This is a genomic window from Bradyrhizobium sp. CCBAU 11357, from assembly GCF_028128865.1.
GTDB lineage: Bacteria > Pseudomonadota > Alphaproteobacteria > Rhizobiales > Xanthobacteraceae > Bradyrhizobium.
This window is the reverse complement of the sequence record NZ_LBJW01000009.1, coordinates 1-19,201: the sequence shown is the minus strand read 5'-3', so window position 1 is coordinate 19,201 and position 19,201 is coordinate 1. Positions and strand designations below refer to the sequence as shown.

11 protein-coding genes and 2 pseudogenes are annotated in these 19,201 nt (G+C 59.7%); 8 read left to right on the top strand and 5 right to left on the bottom strand.

Features of this window, described 5'->3' with window-relative positions; all coding sequences use genetic code 11:
• On the top strand, positions 1–576 hold a 576-nt coding region (locus tag XI05_RS01575; protein ID WP_271498247.1), incomplete at its 5' end, for a transposase.
• A gap of 256 nt (positions 577–832) precedes the next feature.
• Here the strand turns inward: XI05_RS01575 and XI05_RS01570 are convergent.
• Complete coding sequence (locus XI05_RS01570) at positions 833–2,662, bottom strand: NEL-type E3 ubiquitin ligase domain-containing protein (protein WP_271498246.1); 1,830 nt, start codon at positions 2,660–2,662, stop codon at positions 833–835.
• Between the two features lie 703 nt (positions 2,663–3,365).
• Here XI05_RS01570 and XI05_RS01565 point away from each other — a divergent pair.
• The 3 genes from XI05_RS01565 to XI05_RS01555 all read left to right on the top strand — a co-directional run bounded on the left by XI05_RS01565 (position 3,366) and on the right by XI05_RS01555 (position 7,865).
• Positions 3,366–5,084, top strand: a complete 1,719-nt coding sequence (locus tag XI05_RS01565) for an NEL-type E3 ubiquitin ligase domain-containing protein (protein ID WP_271498249.1) — start codon at positions 3,366–3,368, stop codon at positions 5,082–5,084.
• Between the two features lie 760 nt (positions 5,085–5,844).
• On the top strand, positions 5,845–6,639 hold the full coding sequence (locus XI05_RS01560) for a hypothetical protein (RefSeq protein WP_271498244.1): 795 nt from the start codon (positions 5,845–5,847) through the stop codon (positions 6,637–6,639).
• A gap of 32 nt (positions 6,640–6,671) precedes the next feature.
• Entirely contained in the window at positions 6,672–7,865 is a 1,194-nt protein-coding gene (locus tag XI05_RS01555) for a hypothetical protein (RefSeq protein ID WP_271498242.1), read from the top strand.
• A 970-nt stretch (positions 7,866–8,835) separates the two neighbouring features.
• Here XI05_RS01555 and XI05_RS01550 read toward each other — a convergent pair.
• Positions 8,836–9,426, bottom strand: a complete 591-nt coding sequence (locus XI05_RS01550; RefSeq protein ID WP_271498239.1) for a carbohydrate porin — start codon at positions 9,424–9,426, stop codon at positions 8,836–8,838.
• Between the two features lie 132 nt (positions 9,427–9,558).
• Positions 9,559–9,990, bottom strand: a complete 432-nt coding sequence (locus XI05_RS01545) for a hypothetical protein (RefSeq protein WP_271498237.1) — start codon at positions 9,988–9,990, stop codon at positions 9,559–9,561.
• A gap of 2,643 nt (positions 9,991–12,633) precedes the next feature.
• Here XI05_RS01545 and XI05_RS39610 point away from each other — a divergent pair.
• Together XI05_RS39610 and XI05_RS39445 are read left to right on the top strand one after the other, a co-directional pair.
• Positions 12,634–12,864, top strand: a complete 231-nt coding sequence (locus XI05_RS39610) for an alpha-amylase family glycosyl hydrolase (protein WP_442869219.1) — start codon at positions 12,634–12,636, stop codon at positions 12,862–12,864.
• A gap of 446 nt (positions 12,865–13,310) precedes the next feature.
• The gene (locus XI05_RS39445) at positions 13,311–13,541 is read left to right on the top strand and encodes a hypothetical protein (protein ID WP_333939809.1); all 231 of its coding nucleotides are present in this window, start codon (positions 13,311–13,313) and stop codon (positions 13,539–13,541) included.
• A 477-nt stretch (positions 13,542–14,018) separates the two neighbouring features.
• Here XI05_RS39445 and XI05_RS01530 read toward each other — a convergent pair.
• Positions 14,019–15,553: pseudogene (locus XI05_RS01530) on the bottom strand (ISNCY family transposase).
• A 121-nt stretch (positions 15,554–15,674) separates the two neighbouring features.
• On the opposite strand from XI05_RS01530, the pseudogene XI05_RS01525 reads away from it, so the two are divergent.
• Positions 15,675–16,256: pseudogene (locus XI05_RS01525) on the top strand (glycosyltransferase); the annotation flags it as partial.
• Between the two features lie 309 nt (positions 16,257–16,565).
• Positions 16,566–17,540: an arginase gene (gene rocF / locus XI05_RS01520; protein WP_271498235.1), complete on the top strand. Its 975-nt coding sequence runs from the start codon at positions 16,566–16,568 to the stop codon at positions 17,538–17,540.
• Positions 17,541–17,899: 359 nt separating this feature from the next.
• Here the strand turns inward: rocF and hemN are convergent.
• A partial coding sequence (gene hemN, locus XI05_RS01515; RefSeq protein WP_271498233.1) for an oxygen-independent coproporphyrinogen III oxidase occupies positions 17,900–19,201 on the bottom strand: 1,302 nt, incomplete at its 5' end.

Below are 19,201 nucleotides of genomic sequence, written 5' to 3'. Positions count from 1 at the left end.
ACGGTGCCAAGACTGTTCATCGCCGACGGCGCGAAGGCGTTGTCGAAGGCGATCCGCCGCACCTTTGGTTCGGCCGCTGCGATCCAGCGCTGCCAGATCCACAAGGCGCGCAACATCATGGAACGCCTGCCAAAACAGCATCATGCGGCCACCCGTCGGGTGCTGCGCCAGGCCTGGGAGCTCGATGACGCTGACAAGGCTGAAAAATTGATCCGCAATCTCGCGCGTCGACTCGACCAGCAATGGCCCGGCGTAGCGGCCAGCATCCTCGAAGGCCTCGACGAAATCCTGACTGTCGTCCGATTGAAGTTGCCGAAGGACCTTCGTCGATCGCTCGCCTGTACCAACATCGCCGAGACCATGATGGGCACCATTCGCCGCGTCACGCGCAACGTCAAACGCTGGCGGGATGCCGGTATGGCCTTGCGATGGATCGCGGCCGGCATGATCGAAGCCAACAAGGGCTTCCGACGATTGAAGGCGCATAAGCAATTGTCGGTTCTGCGTGCGGCTCTTCAAGCTCGCCACAATCGCATGACGATCAACCCCGTTGCCCACGTCACGAGGGCCGCGTAACATTCATTCCGGCGACGTCGGCCCGACCTAGTTCAACAACGATCGGGACATCCCCCTCAGTAGAGAGCTAGCAGCCAGTCTACTCCAAGCGTCGACCTGACCTACATCAATCGGCAGCATGACAGTCAGGAGCAACGCCGGTTTCTCGATCGGCACTCTGCTGCACTCGTTGCGCATTGCGCGTTCCTCTCGACCACCAACCGGCGCACCAGAGGAACGGCAGCAAAATTAACAGCATCCTACGGCAAAGGGGGCTTCAGAGCGCGAGGTCGTGCTCATTGAGCACCTTATCTCTTAGGGCGCCCTTGATCTCACGGGCGATCTCTTTGCGAACTGCGGGACCCAACACTCGCTTGGCATCTTCGACGAGGCCAGCTTCAGCCCCGGTCAGGCCTTGATCGGCGAGCTGTTGCTCCATTCGGCTGTCGAACTCCCTTCCCATTGCACCAATGAGTTGGTCCTGCGTCTTGGCATGCTCTTCAGGTGCGATGCGGCGAATCACATCGTCCCAAGGCTGCCAATCCATTGCCAAATAGTCGGCAAATTCGGCCGCCTCCCTCTCCCGCACGGATGTCTCTGCCCTGTCAACGTCAGAGTCGGTAATGCCGGAGACCTCAAAGAAGCGCATGTCCGGCGCGACGTGTTGTAGTCCCAGCCGCTCGCGCAGTTTGTTCTGATAGGCAAGAAAGACTTCAACGGCGTCGATGTCTTCTACGTTGTCGACCGAGGCGAGTGAGTGAGCCTTATCGCGCGCGATCGCCTCGAGCGCGTCCATGCGGAACATGACGCGCCCCAATTCGACGAGATCGGCAAGCCGTGCCTTGTTGTCATAGAGACCCTTCTCGACTTCCGCGAGGAGGCGCGCGGTCTGCATGCCGTTCCAGGTTAATGTTCTGCGATCCTCGCAGCTCTGGTTGGCGTCCCATGCCAGTTGAAAGTACTGCGCACGCAATTGCGGGTTTTTTGCCGCCTGACGCAGATCATTGGCCACCGATTGCCGGAACCCTTCATTGCCAGCATTGACGGACTCGAACAGCTTGCCGAGGAAAAGCCCGTATTCCCGAGCGCCCGGCTCTTCTGCAAAGTTCTGCCAAGCGGCAAGCACCTCCCGATCGCCCTCCTGTGGATTGCCCTTCAGCCATTCTGCAACTGCTTCAGCGAGAGCGTCCGCCTGCCCGTCGTCTGTCCCGGACGATTCACTTTCGTCGTCGTGCGAAAGGTGGACAGTCGGGCCGACATAACCCTCCGCGCTTACGATTGTGCTCAGGTTCGCCAGCACCTGCTCAGATAGCGGATTTTCAGTCAGAACTAGGGTGCCACCACCGCCCAAGGCCGTCAGCAGGTCCTCGGGCAGACTCGTCAAATGGTTTTGGCTTACGTCGAGAAACCGGAGCGAAGCTGGGAGAGCCGGCGGCAGATCCGTCAGTTGATTTTGGCTTACGTCGAGATACTCAAGCATAGCAGGGAGCTCCGCCGCTAGACTCGTCAGCTGATTGTGGCTGATGTGGAGAAATTGGAGCGAAGCAGGGAAGGTTTCGGGTAAGTTCAGCAGCCGATTGTAGTTGGCGCAAAGAAATTGGAGCCTGTCAGGCAGGACGGCAGGTAGGCTCTCCAGCCGATTCGAGTTCACGTCGAGGCCTCTGAGCCCGCCCGGAAGAGCGGGCAGGCTGCTCAGCTGATTGCCACTAACATCAAGACGCTGGAGCGAAGCCGGAAGTTCGTCAGGCAGATTGGTAAGCCGGTTGAAAGGCACATCGAGCACGACGATTTCGCTTGGAAGTCTGGGCAGACTGGTGAGGGACAGCGACTGCAGATCCAGCATGGCGTCTTCACCCAGAGCATTGACCCGCCTTGCCGCTTCTTCCCGGTCCTCAAGGGGACCCACGTGCTGTTCAGAAGCCCAATTCTCAAGCGTCTCGTCTGCTTCGGTCGCCGCATCGGTTGAATTCAAGGAGTTTGTTGCGAAACCCGTCACGAACGCATCCCATTGTGCCGCCCTCCGCCCGTCTTCCGCCCCCTCTTGTTCCGAAGATGCAGAAGGAATGCCTCCGCCGGGCCGAATCTGTCCTGTCTCAAAAGGATCCATTTCAACTCCCTTACCACACCCGGCCAACTCAGCCCGTGACCACACCATCTAGGACGTAGGACACTTCTCTTTCGACAAGCTGACGGCCCTATCGCAGTTACCGCAGCGATGGCATTGAAGCAGGCATATTTTCGGTGCAACGATTTGGAATAATGAATCCATTGCGGCCCGTTATCTCCGCCTACACGGTTCCGCACTGACGCAACAGCGGCTTAAACATCGAGCCCAGGGCGCGGCAACGGTGCGTTACCTCAATGCCAGGCGGGGGTCCCTTTCGGTCGAGTGCGTGAAAAACGAAGAGCGACCGGCGCTCGAACGCTCGCCTCCGCGGCCGTCCTTTCACTTGTCAAGGCAATCGGTGCAACGCTGGTCTTTGCTACGGGTCGCAAACCGAGTGACTTGGGTGTTTTGCAGCGAGACCTCGTCAGCTGATCGACAGGTGGCCGTGCTAGCGGCAGAACGCTTTCACGTTGGCGGGCCTCCGGATCTGTCCGGCCAACAAAATGGCAGCAAACTTTGCAGCAGCATCGATCCATTCGCCCCCTCCAAATCGTGTGAAGCTGAACCGCCTTCGACCAGGGCGGGCCGCCGCGGGCGCACGTGCGCCCGCTCGAATCATTATTTGTGCCAGCGCGCAAACTCCTGCTCCGCGGCTTTGCGCAGCGGCGCGGATTTCTTAGTTTCTGACGAGGGAGATAAGATGATGGACACAGGACAGGCACAGCGGAGCGCAGGTTCCGCACCGGATACTTTTGAAGAAGGGGAGCGGGAAAGCTACCTCGGCGGTTTCAACCGTGCCTTGGCAAATTTGGTCGAAAGCTTGACAGGGTATCGGACCCCCAGCTCCGCTCGCGCGCGGATCCTGGACGACTGGGTTGGCGAAGAGGGGCAGGGCTCAGCGGAGAACCGCCGACAGGGGGGCTCGCGGATCAGGGCTGCGGACAGCATGCGCTCGCACTTGGTCGATTTGTCATCCCTGTCCCTAACCGCTTTGCCCGATGCCCTGCCGCCGAGACTGCTGAACCTCCGCGCCATGCACAACGAGCTAGGCAGCCTACCCGCTAGCCTCCCGCCCGGTCTCCGCGAACTTTTTATTAGCCACAACCGGCTAACCAGTTTGCCGGACGCTCTTCCGGCGAGCCTCTATCGCTTAGAGGTCAGCGATAACAGGTTGACGAGTCTCCCAGATCGCCTCCCGGCGGAGCTGGGGGTCCTGAACGCAAACAACAACCGACTGAGTAGCCTGCCCGACGCTCTCCCGAGCAGCCTCACCTCGCTCGCGGTTAGTGGCAATCAGCTGATCGAACTTCCCGAGTCCCTCCCAGGAGGTCTCGTTGAACTTGATGTCAGCAGCAATCAATTGGCCAATCTCCCCGAAACCCTTCCGAGCTGGCTTGAATCGATCGATGTCAGCGGTAACCGGCTGACCAGCCTGCCTGAGGATCTGCTGCCGGGGAGTTTGACCCGTCCGCTGCAGAACGTCGAGTTCGGTGATAACCCGTTCCCGGACGAGGTCCGCGCTCACCTGGCCGCACCCCATCTTGGCCAGCTCCCTTTGTACGAGGCTGCCGCGCACTGGCTCGGGGACGATCCGACGGCGCTGGCCGAGTGGCAGCACTTTGCGGATGAGCCTGGCGCCCAAGACTACGCCCGGTTCCTAGAAAGGCTACGTGGGACCGTCAACTATGGCAATCACGAGTTTCGGCAGGCCGTGGCGGATGATCTGCGACAGGCGGCGACCAATCCGAGATTGCGCGAGCAGTTTTTCACACAGGCTTCTGAAGCCAACGCGAGTTGCGAGGATCGTGTTACTCTGCACTGGAACGGTATGCGGACCGCGCGCCTTAATGCTGATGTTGAGGAGGGGGTGTATGATGATAGGCTCGGCCAACTCATCCAGCGCGGCCGCGTTGCGTTCCGCCTGGACGCGCTGGAAGGGATCGCGCGCGACAGGGTCAACTCGCTCCTCACTCTCCACCCGAACTTAGACGACGTCGAAGTCTACTTGGCCTATCAAAATCTTCTTCGCGAGCCGCTGGAGCTGATTCACGTCGCCCCTGACATGCGGTTTCTGACGGTTTCTCACGTGACATCCGATGATGCGGCGCGCGCACTGCAGTCGGTTCGCGAGCAAGAAGCGAACCAGTTTACTGACTACATGGCAACCCGCTGGCAACCGTGGGAGACGGTGCTGAGGCGAATCGCTCCTGATGAATATGAAGCGATGCAAGACCGGCTCGTCGAAGCCATGGGCGAGGAGTTTCAAACCCGCTTGGATCAGCGACTGGCCGAGCACGGTCTTCTAGGCGATCCGGATGCCGAGCGGGTGCTCGGAGCCCAAGTCCGAAACGAGCTCGCCAGCGAGATCAAACGCGATGTCATGCACCGTGTGCTGGCCGAGCGTGGCGGCCGCGAACTCTGAGGTCTCATCACGCCGGAGATATATCTATCAACGCTCTGCGGCGGAGCCAAAGATCGATTGTCAAGCCTCGCCAATTGCCGCGAAGGTGCTTTTGCACTTTGGAAAACGCGGGCTTTTTCGGTGTTGCAGAGCGATGAAGACGCGCGCAGGCGAGGGATATCTGCGTCAGCTCAACAGCTCCTCGGGACGAGAGCTCCATCAGTCGAAAGTTGTTGAGCAGACCAGACAGGGCGCTGCCGCGGCCAGCCAGCTCGTTTGACGTAGGAGTTAACTGTTCGTCAGATCTAGTTGAATTCGAGTCCTTCCAGCGTGATCCATCTCGCCAAGCAAGTGTTGGAGTACCGTATTCGTAGCTTACGATGGCCAATCCGTCATCCGGGCGAGGTCGTTCACGCGCCTGATCGAGGCGCTTTCGAGACTGCACGACAAGCCTTGCGGTTCCGCAGTCAAGCGCCGAGGCGTATTGAAGCGAACGAATGAAGTCTGCCAGATCAGCATTTGCGGAGCTGGCTTGCCAAGCTCATCCTCGAACTGCGCGCTGCCTGTCCGGTCCCGAGCGCCGAGAGGCGCTCGGGATGAGGGCCGAGAACTCAGGACGAACTGCACATCGCAGCGAGTAGACAAAAGGGAGCGCGGTGATTTTGAACGGCGCCTGGAGGATTTGAGTCTCGATCCGTCAGATGAAAGCAACTCAAGTTCGTCCAATCGGGCTCCCGCAGGAGGGGGTCGAGCAGTTCGGCGGGAGGATTTCGGCGGTTCGATGCGGGAGCCGCCGGACTCCACTTTTAGGGAGAGTGCGCTGGGCGGCACGCGCCGGAGCGTAGACATTCCCAGCTTCCAGCTTCCCGCCTCGGCGCAAGTGCCGCAGTCCAGCTTGCGAGATGATCCGTTCAGCAGCGCGCGCTACAGCTTTCCGGACGCAGAGTCTGCCGCGTCGGCCAAGAGCGGAAAAAGCGGCGGGTTATGGTCACGCTTCAAGTCGGGAGTCGGCAAGGCTTTTGGCGGGAGCAGCAGCGAAAAATACTCGCGCAATGCGGGACAGGGGGATGCCTTTTCCACGAATCTTCGCATTGACTATGCTCGGCAGCCGGGCCGGACGCGCGCTGTCCCAGAGGAGGACGAGGTGCTGATAAGAGATTTCAGAAACAAGGCGACGGGTAACCTCACCGACGGCACGATCAAGAATGCCGCAGCCGATTTGCGCCATTTGAGCGCGCGCCTGAGCACGGCCGGCAGGCCCTCAATTGCGGATCGAATTCAACGGGAATCAGAAAACGCGCAGCAGGACAACCCGGAGGTGGAAAACCATCAGCTGGAAGCTGAGCTGGATGAGGATGTCGATACCTACGCAAAGGACAAAAGCAGACGCATCAAAGCGGCCTTGAAGAAGCTCCGTGAGGTCGGTGCCGGAAACGCCTGGCGCCTGATCTCCGCCGACTGGCCCCTCACCGCGGGGACGCAATCCTCATCGACATGTGGTCGGCGGCGGAAAAGGCGGCGCACAGGATCGAGCCGGAGACGATCGACAGGCAAGCTCGCCGCATGTATAGGCTAAGTGAGTGGCTGCAGACGCATGATCGGCCGGCAATGGCTGGCAGACTTTCCACCCCAGCGCTTGACCGGGATGTCGAGGAATACAGGCGCGAAACCAAGGACGGCAAGATCAAGCCTGATCTAGTCAAGCTTGGCCAATACGAGCAAATCCTGGAGGCGAACAGGGCCCTTGGATTGCGGCCTCCTGAGGATCCGGGCCAGCCTTCTTGGGAAGCTGCTCGACAGCCGCACTCACTGCAGGAGCCTCCTGCAACGCCAGCCACCCCGAGCGCGGGAGCGTGGGATTGGCTTGGCGAGCAGATCCACGGGCCCACCACATCGATGCGAGCGCCCAGCGATTGGCAGGCCGGTTCGTCGCAACAGCTTGCGGCAACCCCGGCAACGCCGAGCGCGGCAGCCCGGGATTGGCTTGGCGAGCAAATCCACGAACCCGCCTCAGCAGTGCCAGCGCCGCACTGGGCCGCGCAAGCTTATCCGCCGCTCGAGCTTCCTGCTACTCCGGCCACCCCGAGCCAGGGAGCCTGGGCCTGGCTCGGGCAACAAATGCAAGAACCCGCATCACCGTCATCGGTGAGGCCCCGATCGTCAAACATCTACGGCGGTCTCGACTCCTTCGTTGATCTGGATCCACCCACACCGCACGACTTGCGTGACGATGCGCGCTCTGCGCCAGCACCTGAGTTTGCAGCCACCCCGTGGTTCGCAGGACCGCCGCGGCCGGCTCCGGAGCTGCGGGATATCGGAGCGATCGTTGGCGCCGACTGGCGCCACGGCTCCAAGGCGGCTTCAGACGTGTTGATCGATGTGTTGAGCAATATCAATCTACTGCCAAACCAGTTCGGGCCAAGTCAATTTGCGATCAATGGGGAGCGTTATTCGGCGACTGTCGGGCCGGAAGGCCCCATGGATGTTCGCCTGATCCATCACCCGCGCGCTAGCGGGATAAACGAAGCTGGCCCATCGCAGCCCCTCTATCGTCCTCCGCAGATCGTCAGGGCCGCGCGACCCGACGAAGGTACAGTCGATCTTGGCTATTTAATTCGGGGCGGATGGGAGCACCGAGAGCGATTCCTGCCCGATTACCTTGTCCGCGTCCTTGAAGGCCAGCGCATCATGCCCGAAGTCGGGCGCCCGACCTATTTCGAGATCCGTGGAGTGCCTTATAGGGGCGAGTTGATGGAAAGCGAGGGACGCCGGCGCGTTCGCGCCTATCCCGAACGTGGCTGAGGAATCGAACTTGGCTGCATTTCCAAATGCTTGCCGGGCAGTTCGCGCGCGGCCTTCGCTCACGTCCCGCTTGATGGGCCATGCATCCAGCCGATGTAGATTGCAGAGCTGAGGCGTGACGTTGGCGATGGTGCTGGCGGTCGGTTTATCGTGCTACAACTCCAATGCTGGTACTCAGACACGAGGTTGGTCTCGAAGACGACTGTCTCTCGCCGCACGCCGTGTGCACCCCGATCGATAGGGCCCCCCTGTAACACTTACCGGAGGGTTCCTCCCCCAGAGCTCTGCTCTGCGTCGAGCTCCCCTCGAGAACTGCTCCTCATCAACAGTAAACTCTTCTGGATCAACGAAAAACGAGAGGCCAGGGGATCCTTCCATTGCCGCTGAAGCTCGTCACGTAAGTCCTTTCGAGCTGCTGAAGCTCCTGCGAAGGGACGGAACATGCTATTGATCGGTCTTCAAGATGATCCAGTAGGCAGCCGAAGCTGCTCCTTAAGAAGCTGCTCCTTAAGAAGCTGCTCCGGACCGACAAGGACCTCGCGGAGAGCCGACGGTGCGGACGCATTATCCTGCCCAGCCTGATGCTCCTCTTGCCGATTAGCTTCGTGCGGCGCGGACAGGGGGCGCGGTCGGTGCGTGTCGGTTCCTTCAGTACCGCGCCCTCGGGGTTGATGAGAGCCACGTTCTGGGGAAAGGATTGAGCTTAGCGCGAGTGCGCCTTGGACGCACGACATCGGCACGACGACCCGCGTCGAGCGAAAGGTCCGTAGATACTTTAATGCTTTAAAGGAGTCTGTTGCTATTAGCGTCCCCACTCAACTCGCGCACGTCACCGCCGTGTCCGCGACTTCCCGTCTAGCCGAGCAACAATGCTTGGCTAGCGCAGATGCGGCGGATCCTACCAAAGAGATCGCCAAGCTCAAGTCCCTCGGGTCAGGAGGAGGTCGTAGCAGAATGGCGGTTGCGATGATCAGAAGAATATCAACGTAGATAGCAACAGATTGAGCGCGTCTTTAGTCTGGGGAGTGTGCGTGATGCGAGTCGGGTTGTGAATGTATGACAGTCCCACCCCTGCATATACTCCGGGAGCGAGATGGGCGGTATATGTTGCGGTGATTGCTGTTGTTTCACGATGCGCAAGCTGCCCGTTGGTGAGGGCAGCATCCACCGCAAATTTGCTCCAGCTCGTGTTGCTAGCGACGAGTGCAATCAGATCACTGGGCCGACTGTCAAATGCTCCCCTCGCGTAAAGACGAAGCTCGCAGTACCGGCTGATCCTGTTCAGGCCCGGCGGAGCTTCCATAATCGAGAAGCCGCCATAAATGCCGCGAAATGGGGTCCCATCGGGGTCGTTCTGCCAGAACTGCCTGTCCGCAGCGATGAAGTGAAAGTTATTCCCGCTTTCTCTGCGTCGCTTGGGATCCGTCAAACTCGTGTACCGGCTGGTGTTGAACCCAACGCCCGCCCGCAGCCAGGTATCGAGTACGCCGGGGGCTGCCTTGCTCTTGTAGCCGGCTTCATCAATGAGAAGAATGCCTGCATGGGGCGTGCTCCAGTCCAAGCCCGTGCGATTCTCCGTTATCTGGACATAGGGACCATCTGGACTAATTGAGCGCTGGAGACTCTTGTTGTACAAGCACCACGGTCAAAATTGTACTTCAGGTTGACCGCAGGGTCGGTGCGGCATTGGTGCTCATGCCCCCTGGAACAAGGCAGACATGTTCGATCCTGTAATCCCTCCGAACAATGTGCCGGTGAATTCATTTTGGTTTCTGAGATAGCCAAGTTTGAGTTCTAGCGTCCTGTCGAAGAAAGTCTGGTAGTACGCGAGCGTATTGAGCCCCACTCGATCTGGTCCCGCGCGATCCCACGTCCAGTGTTGCTGCTCGGCCCCTAGTACAATTTGTCTGTCGGAAAGGCCAAACCGGCTGAGATCGTAGGTGACGATCATGAAGTTTGTCGACGCGAAGGTCGGATTCTGGCCCATATAGAGCTGGTTTTCGATAGTGCTTCTGGCGGCATTCGGCAGCAGGTTGTTTGCAAAGCTGTTGTGTGTCCAGCCGATGTAGCCGATGCCGACATCTGCAAGCGCCGATCTAACGCCGCCCTTATCCTGATCGATCATGTTCGCAGCGCCAGGTATGTTGAACCACACCCCTTTTTCACGCAGATTATCGTACCGTGCGAAGGGGTCGATCGTCTTTCGCGTTCTTGTCTGAGCAGCTCTTTCCGCACTAGCGCGCTTTTCGAAAGGCACACCGGGACTTGCTACTGGCGCCGAGGCTGGAGAGCTGGTTGCCAGGTCGATCCGGAGCTGGTGGTTTGGGCCAGTACGGAATTGTCGACCAGATAAGCTGCCAGCGAAACTACGATAACAAGCCAACGTTGCTTTCCCCTCGGCTTTAAATGGAAGGAAAGTGTTTCGGCCGCCGGGTATCCCCACGGCAAACTCGTCTCAAGAAAGCAATCACGCACGGCGCACCTTGCTTCCCTCTCTGCCGGCCATGATTAGATTGCGCAGCGGCCTGATTGGCCAAGAGCTCAGCGTTTTCGCGTTCGAGAGCGAGGGAGGCGAGCTGGATCTCGATGGCTCCGACAAGAACCACCCATGCTTTGTAAGCTGTTAGCTCGCGACGCGATGATCTGCTTCGCAACCATGCCTATGAACGACGCCGGTGCGCCGAGGGGCAGCCCCGAGCGTTGGTTCATCGAGATGCTAAGGAAGAGCGCGCAAGGCCTCGCTGTCATGGATACAAAAGCGTTGCGAATGCCCAGCTTGCTCACCGTGAGTCAGCCGATTTCGCGGTGAGGCCAAGCTTCACCAAGCGCTTCATTGGTATCGGTGCCACGGAAACACGAGACAATCGCCGTGCTTGCCGAGACGCCTTTGAATTGGCGCGTCCTGAAATCACACGACAAGGTCTAACCTGATGGCCCAGGAGGCCGGAGGAATCAGCCATACAGCAGCTTTGCCGGCTACCCGCGAGCAGGTTGCTGGCTCTGTTACCGCGGTTGTCACGGCAAAATCTGTGTTGCATCCGAGTCCTTGACGTACGCGGCGTTCGTTGGTCCGCTTGCCATGTATCCGTGATCTCAAACAACCTGCCGGAATTGGGAGTTGAACAGTTGCAGATAACCGGTCAATCGGCCATTGCGGCTCGGCCGCTCAAACGTTGTGCCTGTGTGGCGTGTCGCGGATGAAGTTTGTGATGTCGTCAAAGCCTGAGGCGAGGCTGCTCCATCCCACACAAGCAGGAAGGCGCGACCGCTCTGCATTCGTGCGACGCTCGAGAAAATCTGCAAGATTCGTCTGAATGACGAGAAAATGCTACGCCATCGCCAACGACAACCATTGCTCGCTGCGGGCCTCTATCATGGAGAACGAGCGCAAATCGTCGAGTTGCTCAACGGGATGGCATCGAAGCAGGAGCAGCCGATCGGGAAGGTCGCCAAGATTACCTATTATGCACGCTGGCGGTCCTTGGAGCGCATCAACATCACAGGCTATCGCTTCGACAAACAAATCTGCTGGATGGGATGTTAAGCGAGGAGCAATGGAGTTGCTTGATCAAGCCGCCGGTTCACACTTGTGGCCGCTCCTGCACAGGCCCGTCAAGACGGATTTTTGCAGTTTTGGTGCTGCCGCTTGTCCTCGTCGGCTCGTATGCTTCTGGCGCGTGGCTTTGGGCCAAGTTCGAACAATTTGTCGAGACGCCTGAAGTTCAGGACGTCCCTTCAACGATGAGCCCGTCACCGGGGTCAGAGCATTTCAGTCCGAGATTGAGGAGGCGCAACAGAAAGCTGACGATGAAATTGCGGAACTCAACCGGCGGATCGTTGCCCAGCCTGATGACCTGAAAGGAATCCTGGATCAGATCACCATCCTGACCTCGCGAATCGACTCGCTGCAGAGTTTACGCCGCTCCCATCTGCTGCTCCCGTGCCCCCTTTGTCGGCAGCCTGGGCTGCTTCAAGCACGCCAGGAAACGCTTCAGCCAATCCAAACCAGAACGGCCTGTTTCTCTCGCCCAGTGATCGCAGGACCGAAGAAAGCCGAGCCTTGAGGTTGAGACTGCTGCAGGTGTACTCGAGTCTCCAACTCCGCTCGAGGAGGACCATTGCTTCGCAAAGCTGCTCCGGTCGCAAAATACCCGAAGGTTGTGCTGGTGCCGACGCATCGAGTGGGGTTTCTCTGAGTGTATGGATGGACGTACGGTCTTTGCGCCCGAACCTGGTACTATCACCGTTTCTACCAGCACCAGCCCGATCGGGAATTGCATCTTCGCCGTTCGCGAAGGATCTTCAAGATCACCGGCTGCTGACTTGAACTTTTGTGTCGGGATTCCGTATCGATGTGGCGCCCTTCGTTGTGGAGGAGATACGCTCGGACTGGCCGCCAGCGCGCCGATACGAGTTCTTTGGAGAGTTTCGTGACTTCTTGTCCTGGCGCAAAGGTGATGCTGTCTTGCTAGCAGAAGCAAATGTTGCCCCTTCCGAGCTCGATCATTACTTCGGCAGCGGATCGCGCATACCCCTTCTATTCGCGTTCCTTCTGAATCAGCGCCTGTTTCTTGCGCTTGCGCGCGAAACTGCCGGATCATTGCAGGGGTGTCTGGCCGCACTACCTCGATTGCCACCGTTTGCTCAGTGGGCCCAGTTCTTGCGCAATCACGATGAGCTTGACCTGGGGCGCCTAAAACCTGAAGAGCGTGAGGAAGTCTATGCTGCCTTTGCGCCATCCCGAAGAATGTAACTTCACTGACGCGGAATTCGTCTTCGTCTGGCTTGCATCCTCGGCAATCACGGCCGGCGGATCGAACTCGCCTACAGCCTGCTCTTCAATCTCCCTGGCACACCCGTCATCTACTCCGGAGATGAGCTGGGAATGGGCGACGATCTCGCGCTTCCGGAGCGATGGCCGGTACGAACTTGCATGCAATGGGCCGATGACGAACCGGTGGTTTCTCTCGACCTGCGGCTCGATTGCGTTACGACATGATCCAAGGCGCCGAATACGCTCCGTCCAAGGTCAACGCTGCCGCTCAGCACACTGGCTGCGGCGCCTGGTCGAACTGCGCAAGTCTTGCGCGGAAGTTGGGTGGGGCGACCTGAGTTTGCCGCAAGCGCATCCTCCTTCCATTCTGGTTCAGAGATTTGCGTGGGAGGGGCAATCGGTGCTGATATTGCACAACCTGTCACAAGCCGAGTGACGGGCCCAAGTCGATGGCTTCTCGGCAGCGCACAACTTGACTGATCTGTTCGGCAATCGCGTGTACTCATCGAAGCCCTGCGAGGACTCGACGATCGAACTCGACGGCTACGGATATAGCTGGTTTCGACTCGACGAATGAGCGCACTCCGACGGATATACGCGAGTTTCGCCGGGGCCTTGACTGAACCTCGTTCGTCTGCCGCGGTCACGCAAGCGCCATGTGGGAGTTACTGATGAAGCTAGCTCAGACTGCTCCGCTCGCCGAAAGCGTCCCACCAAAGCTCCATGGTGGAACGGAAAGAGTGGTCGCCTGGCTCGTCGAAGCACTCGTCGAACTCGGGCAGGATGTCACCCTCTTTGCGAGCGGCGATTCCTGGACCCGCACCACACGTTTTCCGGTCTGGCCAAAAGCACTTCGCTTTGGGCGACCACGCTCAGACCCGAACGCGGCTTTGGCTGCTTAACTGGAAGCAGTTTACGATTGCGCAGACCAGTTCACGCTCACATCGACCGGCTACATCTGCCGATCCTCAATCGCGCAGGAGTGCCATTTAGCACGACGATGCACGGTCGGCCGGATCTGCCGGGATTGCCGGCCGTGACCAGCAAGTTTCCAGAAGCTTGGTTCGCATCCATCTCGGATCACCGCATTCCGCTCGCCAGTATAGCGCGACAATCAGGATGAGAGCGCGTATTGCCGCATCTAGCGATGTTCCCGATAGACCTGTTGTTGCCTCATCTATTTTGCTCCCTACCCAGGGGAGCGGAGGAAGGCGGTCGCACTACTGGTGGGCATTTGGAGCGCGCCGATGTCGCGCTCGGTCCTCGACCGAGCGCTTGCAAAGCCAACAGACCGGTGATCGGGCGTGGTCAAGGCCGCCAGCCGCCGAAGGCGGTGGCGCAACGCGCCAGCCTTGAGCACGGTCGATCACCGGTCTACTTCACACCGTCGTTCCTTCATCCAGCAGCGGCGGGCTTTCCGGTGATGGATCGATCACGTCGGTTTGTGCTGCGTTTTCCCGGGAGCTAAACAACAGTGCGCTTGCTTGCTCGCTGCGCCACGAAGAGTTCGGAGTACTTTGCTTGGGTAGACCCCGGGGCGTTCTGCCTGAAGCTTGCAAAGGAGTTCGCTGCCGGTTCGCCACGGCTCGGCCTCAAACCATTCGCGCAGTTGTGGCGTAGCCTTGACGAGCGGATCAGGGCGTCGTCGCTCACGCTTCGGCTTCGCAATTGGTCTGTCGGTCGGGCGGACCGCTCCTTCTTTCCACGCGATTCGCAAGCTCGACAAAAACTGTTCGATCGTTGGCGCCGCAGTTGGATGGCTTGCTGGGGCGGCGTCGGTGAGACTGGCTAACTTCTCCTGGACGGCTCGGATATCGCGCAGCAAGGCGACGGGATCCAACCGGGCATACATTTCATTGACGCGGGAGCGGACTGCATCAGGTGTTCTTGCTTCGGCGACCAGCCGCTGATGTGGGGTCGCGGGGGCACTATACGTTTTGTGGACACGCGCTCCGTCGCGCTCCTTTCGTATTAATTTGAACGATGGCTGGAAAAAGTTCACGAACAAGCGGGCCGAACGATAAAGCTGCGCCAGCAAAGCAGCCGCTTCGAGCCCCTCGAATCGACGGTAGCCGACCATCCGGCGGACCACCGCGCCGTTCTTCTGCTCGACAAAAGCCTGATCGTTCTTGCGATAGGGGCGACAGCGCGTGAAGATGATGTCAACCTGCTCGCAATTTTCTTTCAAGGTCTCATTCATGAACACAGAGTCGTTGTCGGTGTCCAGACCCAGGAGCGCAAACGGTAGCTGTTTACGAAGTTCGGTCAGAACCGTGATCAACAACCTCTGTTCGCGCACCAGAAGTGGCGCGCATTCCGTCCAGCCGGTCGCGAGATCCGTGAGAACGAGCGTCTGGACGAAGCTACCCCGCGCCAAAGGACCGCTGTGAGCAACAAGATCCGCCTCGACGAACCCGGGCGCAGGATCTCCCCAATTCGCTGAAGTACGAACAGGGATGCTGCGTCGCAGAGCACTTGCTACAGAGCGACGGCGCTGCCGGCCGCTTTGCTCACGAACGCTTCGAAGCGCCCGGTCGATCGTCGCCGCACTCATCGACAATAATTTGTCCCGAACCTCTGGCGTCAGGTCGATATGGCCGTGACGCTCCATCGATTCAATCAAGATCGGCAGCAGGCCCTTCAGACGCTTGCCGCACACCCGGTCTGCGGCCTCCCAAAGCAGTATCAGCGCAGTTCTCTCGGCGTCTTGGTAGATCCGCACACGATTGCGGCGCCCCGCTGTCTGGCCGTCAGGATCGCAGCGCAGCAGCCGCATCGCATGCTTCCGATGCAGGCCCGTAATCGCGACGAACTCGTCGAGAATACGGCCCTTTTCGACGCGGCTCGACATCCTGTAGCGCCGCGCCAAAGCAGACTTCAGTTCCTTGCGCGTCGCCATACTCAATCGCCTCATCGTTGCCCCTGCGCTCCCTTGCCATTGGGGAGCAATTACGTGAGGCAACAACTCAGCATTCAGGAACATTTCTGGCGACGCAATGCGGAGTCTCACCCTGATCGCCGCCGCGCACGCCAGCGCAAACTGGTGCGGAACGGTGTATCACGGTCTGCCCATCGACCAGTTCGGCGCCTCATTTGCTGCCGGATCGTACCTGGCGGTTCTCGGGCGCTTGACCGCCGAAAAAGGCCCCGAAGATGCTATCCGCATCGCGCTCGCCGCCAGGATGCCGCTTCGGATTGCCGCCAAGGTCCCTCGCGACGAAAGTGGGTATTTCAGAGAGAAGATAGAGCCTCAGATTGACGGCAAACAAATCCAGCTCGTCGGCGAGGTAGATGACGTCTCGAAACGACCGTTCCTTGCAGGAGCCGCTGCTTTGCTGCTCCCAATCAGGTGGCCGGAGCCGTTTGGATTGGTGACGATCGAGGCGATGGCCTGCGGAACGCCAGTCATTGCCTACCGGTCCGGCTCGGTGCCCGAGATTATCGAGGAAGGGGTGACAGGCTTCATCGTCCAAAACGAGGACGAAGCAATTGAGGCTGTGTCGCGGCTTGGGCAAATCGATCGAGGACGCGTCCGCGCGCGCTTCGAAGAGCGCTTCACGGCAGAGCGAACGGCACGGGATTACTTGCGCCACTATCGCGCCCCCTTGGCCCCGTAAAGCTGGACATCCTATGTATCGCTTTTGGGTCAACGGTTCTGTGATCTACACCAAAATCGGTCAGGTCGGCGCTCCTGAACACTGCATCAGAGAGTGGTTAAATGAAGCAGGGATCTTTCTTCGTTGGTGGGATACCTTGACCCTATACTCATCGGCCACCGGATTTAGCGACGACGCTCCGCCATGCCGGGTTGGGACGTGGATTGCGGTATCTCCGTGCTCAAGGGCGCGACCTGCAGGCGTGTTGATGGAAGCCGGCACCTTTGGCTATCCGGGCTGGGTTAACCTTGCTGATGTGAGGAGGCAGCCGTGACCGATCGGACCAGGACGGATCGAGCCCGGCGCATCGCCTTGCTCGGTGCTCCCATCGACATGGGGGCTTCGCAACGCGGCACCTTGATGGGGCCCGCGGCGCTGCGCACCGCCGGCCTTGCGACATTGCTGGAAAGCCTTGATTTCAAGGTCGTCGACCATGGCGATCTGTCGGTAGCCGAGGTCCGGGGCCTCACCGACAGGCCGCCCGAAATGGCCAATCACTACCGCGAAATCCAGCGCTGGACCCGCGTCCTGAGCCGCAAAGGCTATGAGATCGCGACAACCGGTGCGCTGCCGATCTTTCTCGGCGGCGATCACACGCTGTCGATGGGGTCGGTCAATGCCATGGCCCGTCATTGGCAGGAGCGCGGCCGCGAACTGTTCGTGCTCTGGCTCGACGCCCATGCCGACTACAACACGCCGGAGACGACGATCACCGCGAACATGCACGGCATGTCAGCCGCGTTCCTGTGCGGCGAGCCGGGCCTTGACGGCCTGCTCGGCGACGATCCGCGCGCTTCGATTCTCCCGGACAAACTCGATCTGTTCGGCGCGCGTTCGATCGACAAGCTCGAGAAGGAGCTGATGCGCTCGCGCCGGATCAGGATCGTCGACATGCGCCAGATCGACGAGTTCGGCGTTGCCGTCCTGATCCGCCGCGTCATCGAACGCGTCAAGGCCAGCAACGGCGTGCTGCATGTCAGCTTCGACGTCGATTTCCTCGATCCCTGCGTGGCGCCGGGCGTCGGCACCACCGTGCCGGGTGGCGCCACCTATCGCGAAGCGCACCTGATCATGGAGCTGCTGCACGATTCCGGCGTCGTCGGATCGGTCGACATCGTCGAGCTCAATCCGTTCCTGGACGAACGCGGCCGGACCGCGCGCACGGCAGTCGAGCTGATCGGCAGCCTGTTCGGCCAGCAGATCACCGACCCGACGCCGAGCAACGCCATCGCGCGGGGCGAGTGATGGCCGCCATGCCTGCAGCACTTCCTGCCAAGACCAAGCAAGAGCCGCCCGCCCGTCCATCCTTGCAGAGCCGTCCGCAGGCCAAGCGCTCGGCAAGGCTATTGAGACGAGCGCCCGGACTTGCCACTCCGGCGCGGCTAAAGGCCGGGCCCTCCCGCGCAACCGATCGAGGGGGCCGGAGCGGCGGAACCCGCTCCGCTTCTCTCTTCAATTAGCTCTCTGATCAGCCCTCGCCGATTTGAGGCTACATCGAGCACCGCCGCTCCATCGTCGAAATCTGGCCTGTCTGTCGGAGCCGCCTCTTGTGATCATTCCCTCGCGAAGAGCTTAGATGTTTGGAAACTGCTCACATGCGTGGCTTAGCTGATAGGGGTACGGTCGAGATAAGTGTCGAATGCGGCAGCAACCGCACGAACGACGAACCGATGCTCCTGCTTGACCCGAATTAAGCCCTTTTCAATGTCCACTATCCCGTCTTCGGCAAGCATTCCCAGCCGGCCTGCAGACTTGAGAAGTGGAATCGAATCAAATCCGTGAGCAGCGCAGATCGCTGGTATGTCGGCGTGCAAATCGCACATTAGACGCTCGATGATTGCGGCGCGGAGGCGATCTTCGGCCGACAGACAATAGCCTTTTGAGGTTGCTAGGCGGCCGGCTCGAACGTGTTCGTAATAGGAAGGGGTCGCGATCTCGTTCTGCACATAACCCTCACGCAAACGGCCGATGGCGTACGGACCTAAGCCGATTACGGTTTTGGTGGTATCAGCCGAATAACCGAGGGAATTGCGCCGCAGTCGGCCAGCTTTCTGCGCCAGGGCGAGCTCGTCGTTGGGCAGGGCGAAATGATCGAGCCCGACCTGGCGGTAGCCGGCCGAGACCAGGGTATTTGCAATGGCCGCAGCTTGCTCAGCGCGGGCAATATTGTCCGGCAGCGCCGTCTCATCGAGCTGGCGTTGACGTTTCATATAGGAGGGGACGTGAGCATAGCCGAAAACTGCAAGCCGGTCTGGCCGCATGGCCAGAGCTGTCCGAGCGGTGTCCACGCAGGACCGCACCGTTTGATGCGGTAGTCCGAAGAGAAGGTCGAAATTGATGCGGTTTATCCCATGCTGGCGTAGAGTTTCGACGACAGAAGCCGTCAGCACCTCGCTCTGCACGCGGTTGACCGACCTTTGAACCACCGGATCGAAGCTTTGCACGCCGATGCTCGCGCGGCTGACCCCGGCCGCTTGTAACGTTTCGACCATCTCGGGCGTGACCCCACGCGGATCGATTTCTATGGCGATGGTAGCTGATTTTTTGAACGCAAAGCAGTGGCGCAGGAGTTCCATCAAGGCGAGAAAATCGCGCGGTGCAATGGTCGTCGGCGTCCCGCCGCCGAAATGCACGTCGCTCACCGGCAGAGCGCTCGGCACTTGCTTTGCGACCAAGCCGATCTCCTCTCGCAATGCTGCCAAGTATTTGCGGACCGGTCGCTCGCTGCGAGTGAGGCTTGTAGGGAAGCCGCAATACCAACAGATAGAGCGACAGAACGGAACGTGGATGTAGAGCGATACGGGCTCGTCGGGCGGCAGTCGCCTCAGCCATGTCTCACACGTCTTGGCACCGACCATCGCGGAGAAATCCCGTACGGTTGGATAGATGGTGTACCAAGGCAGGCG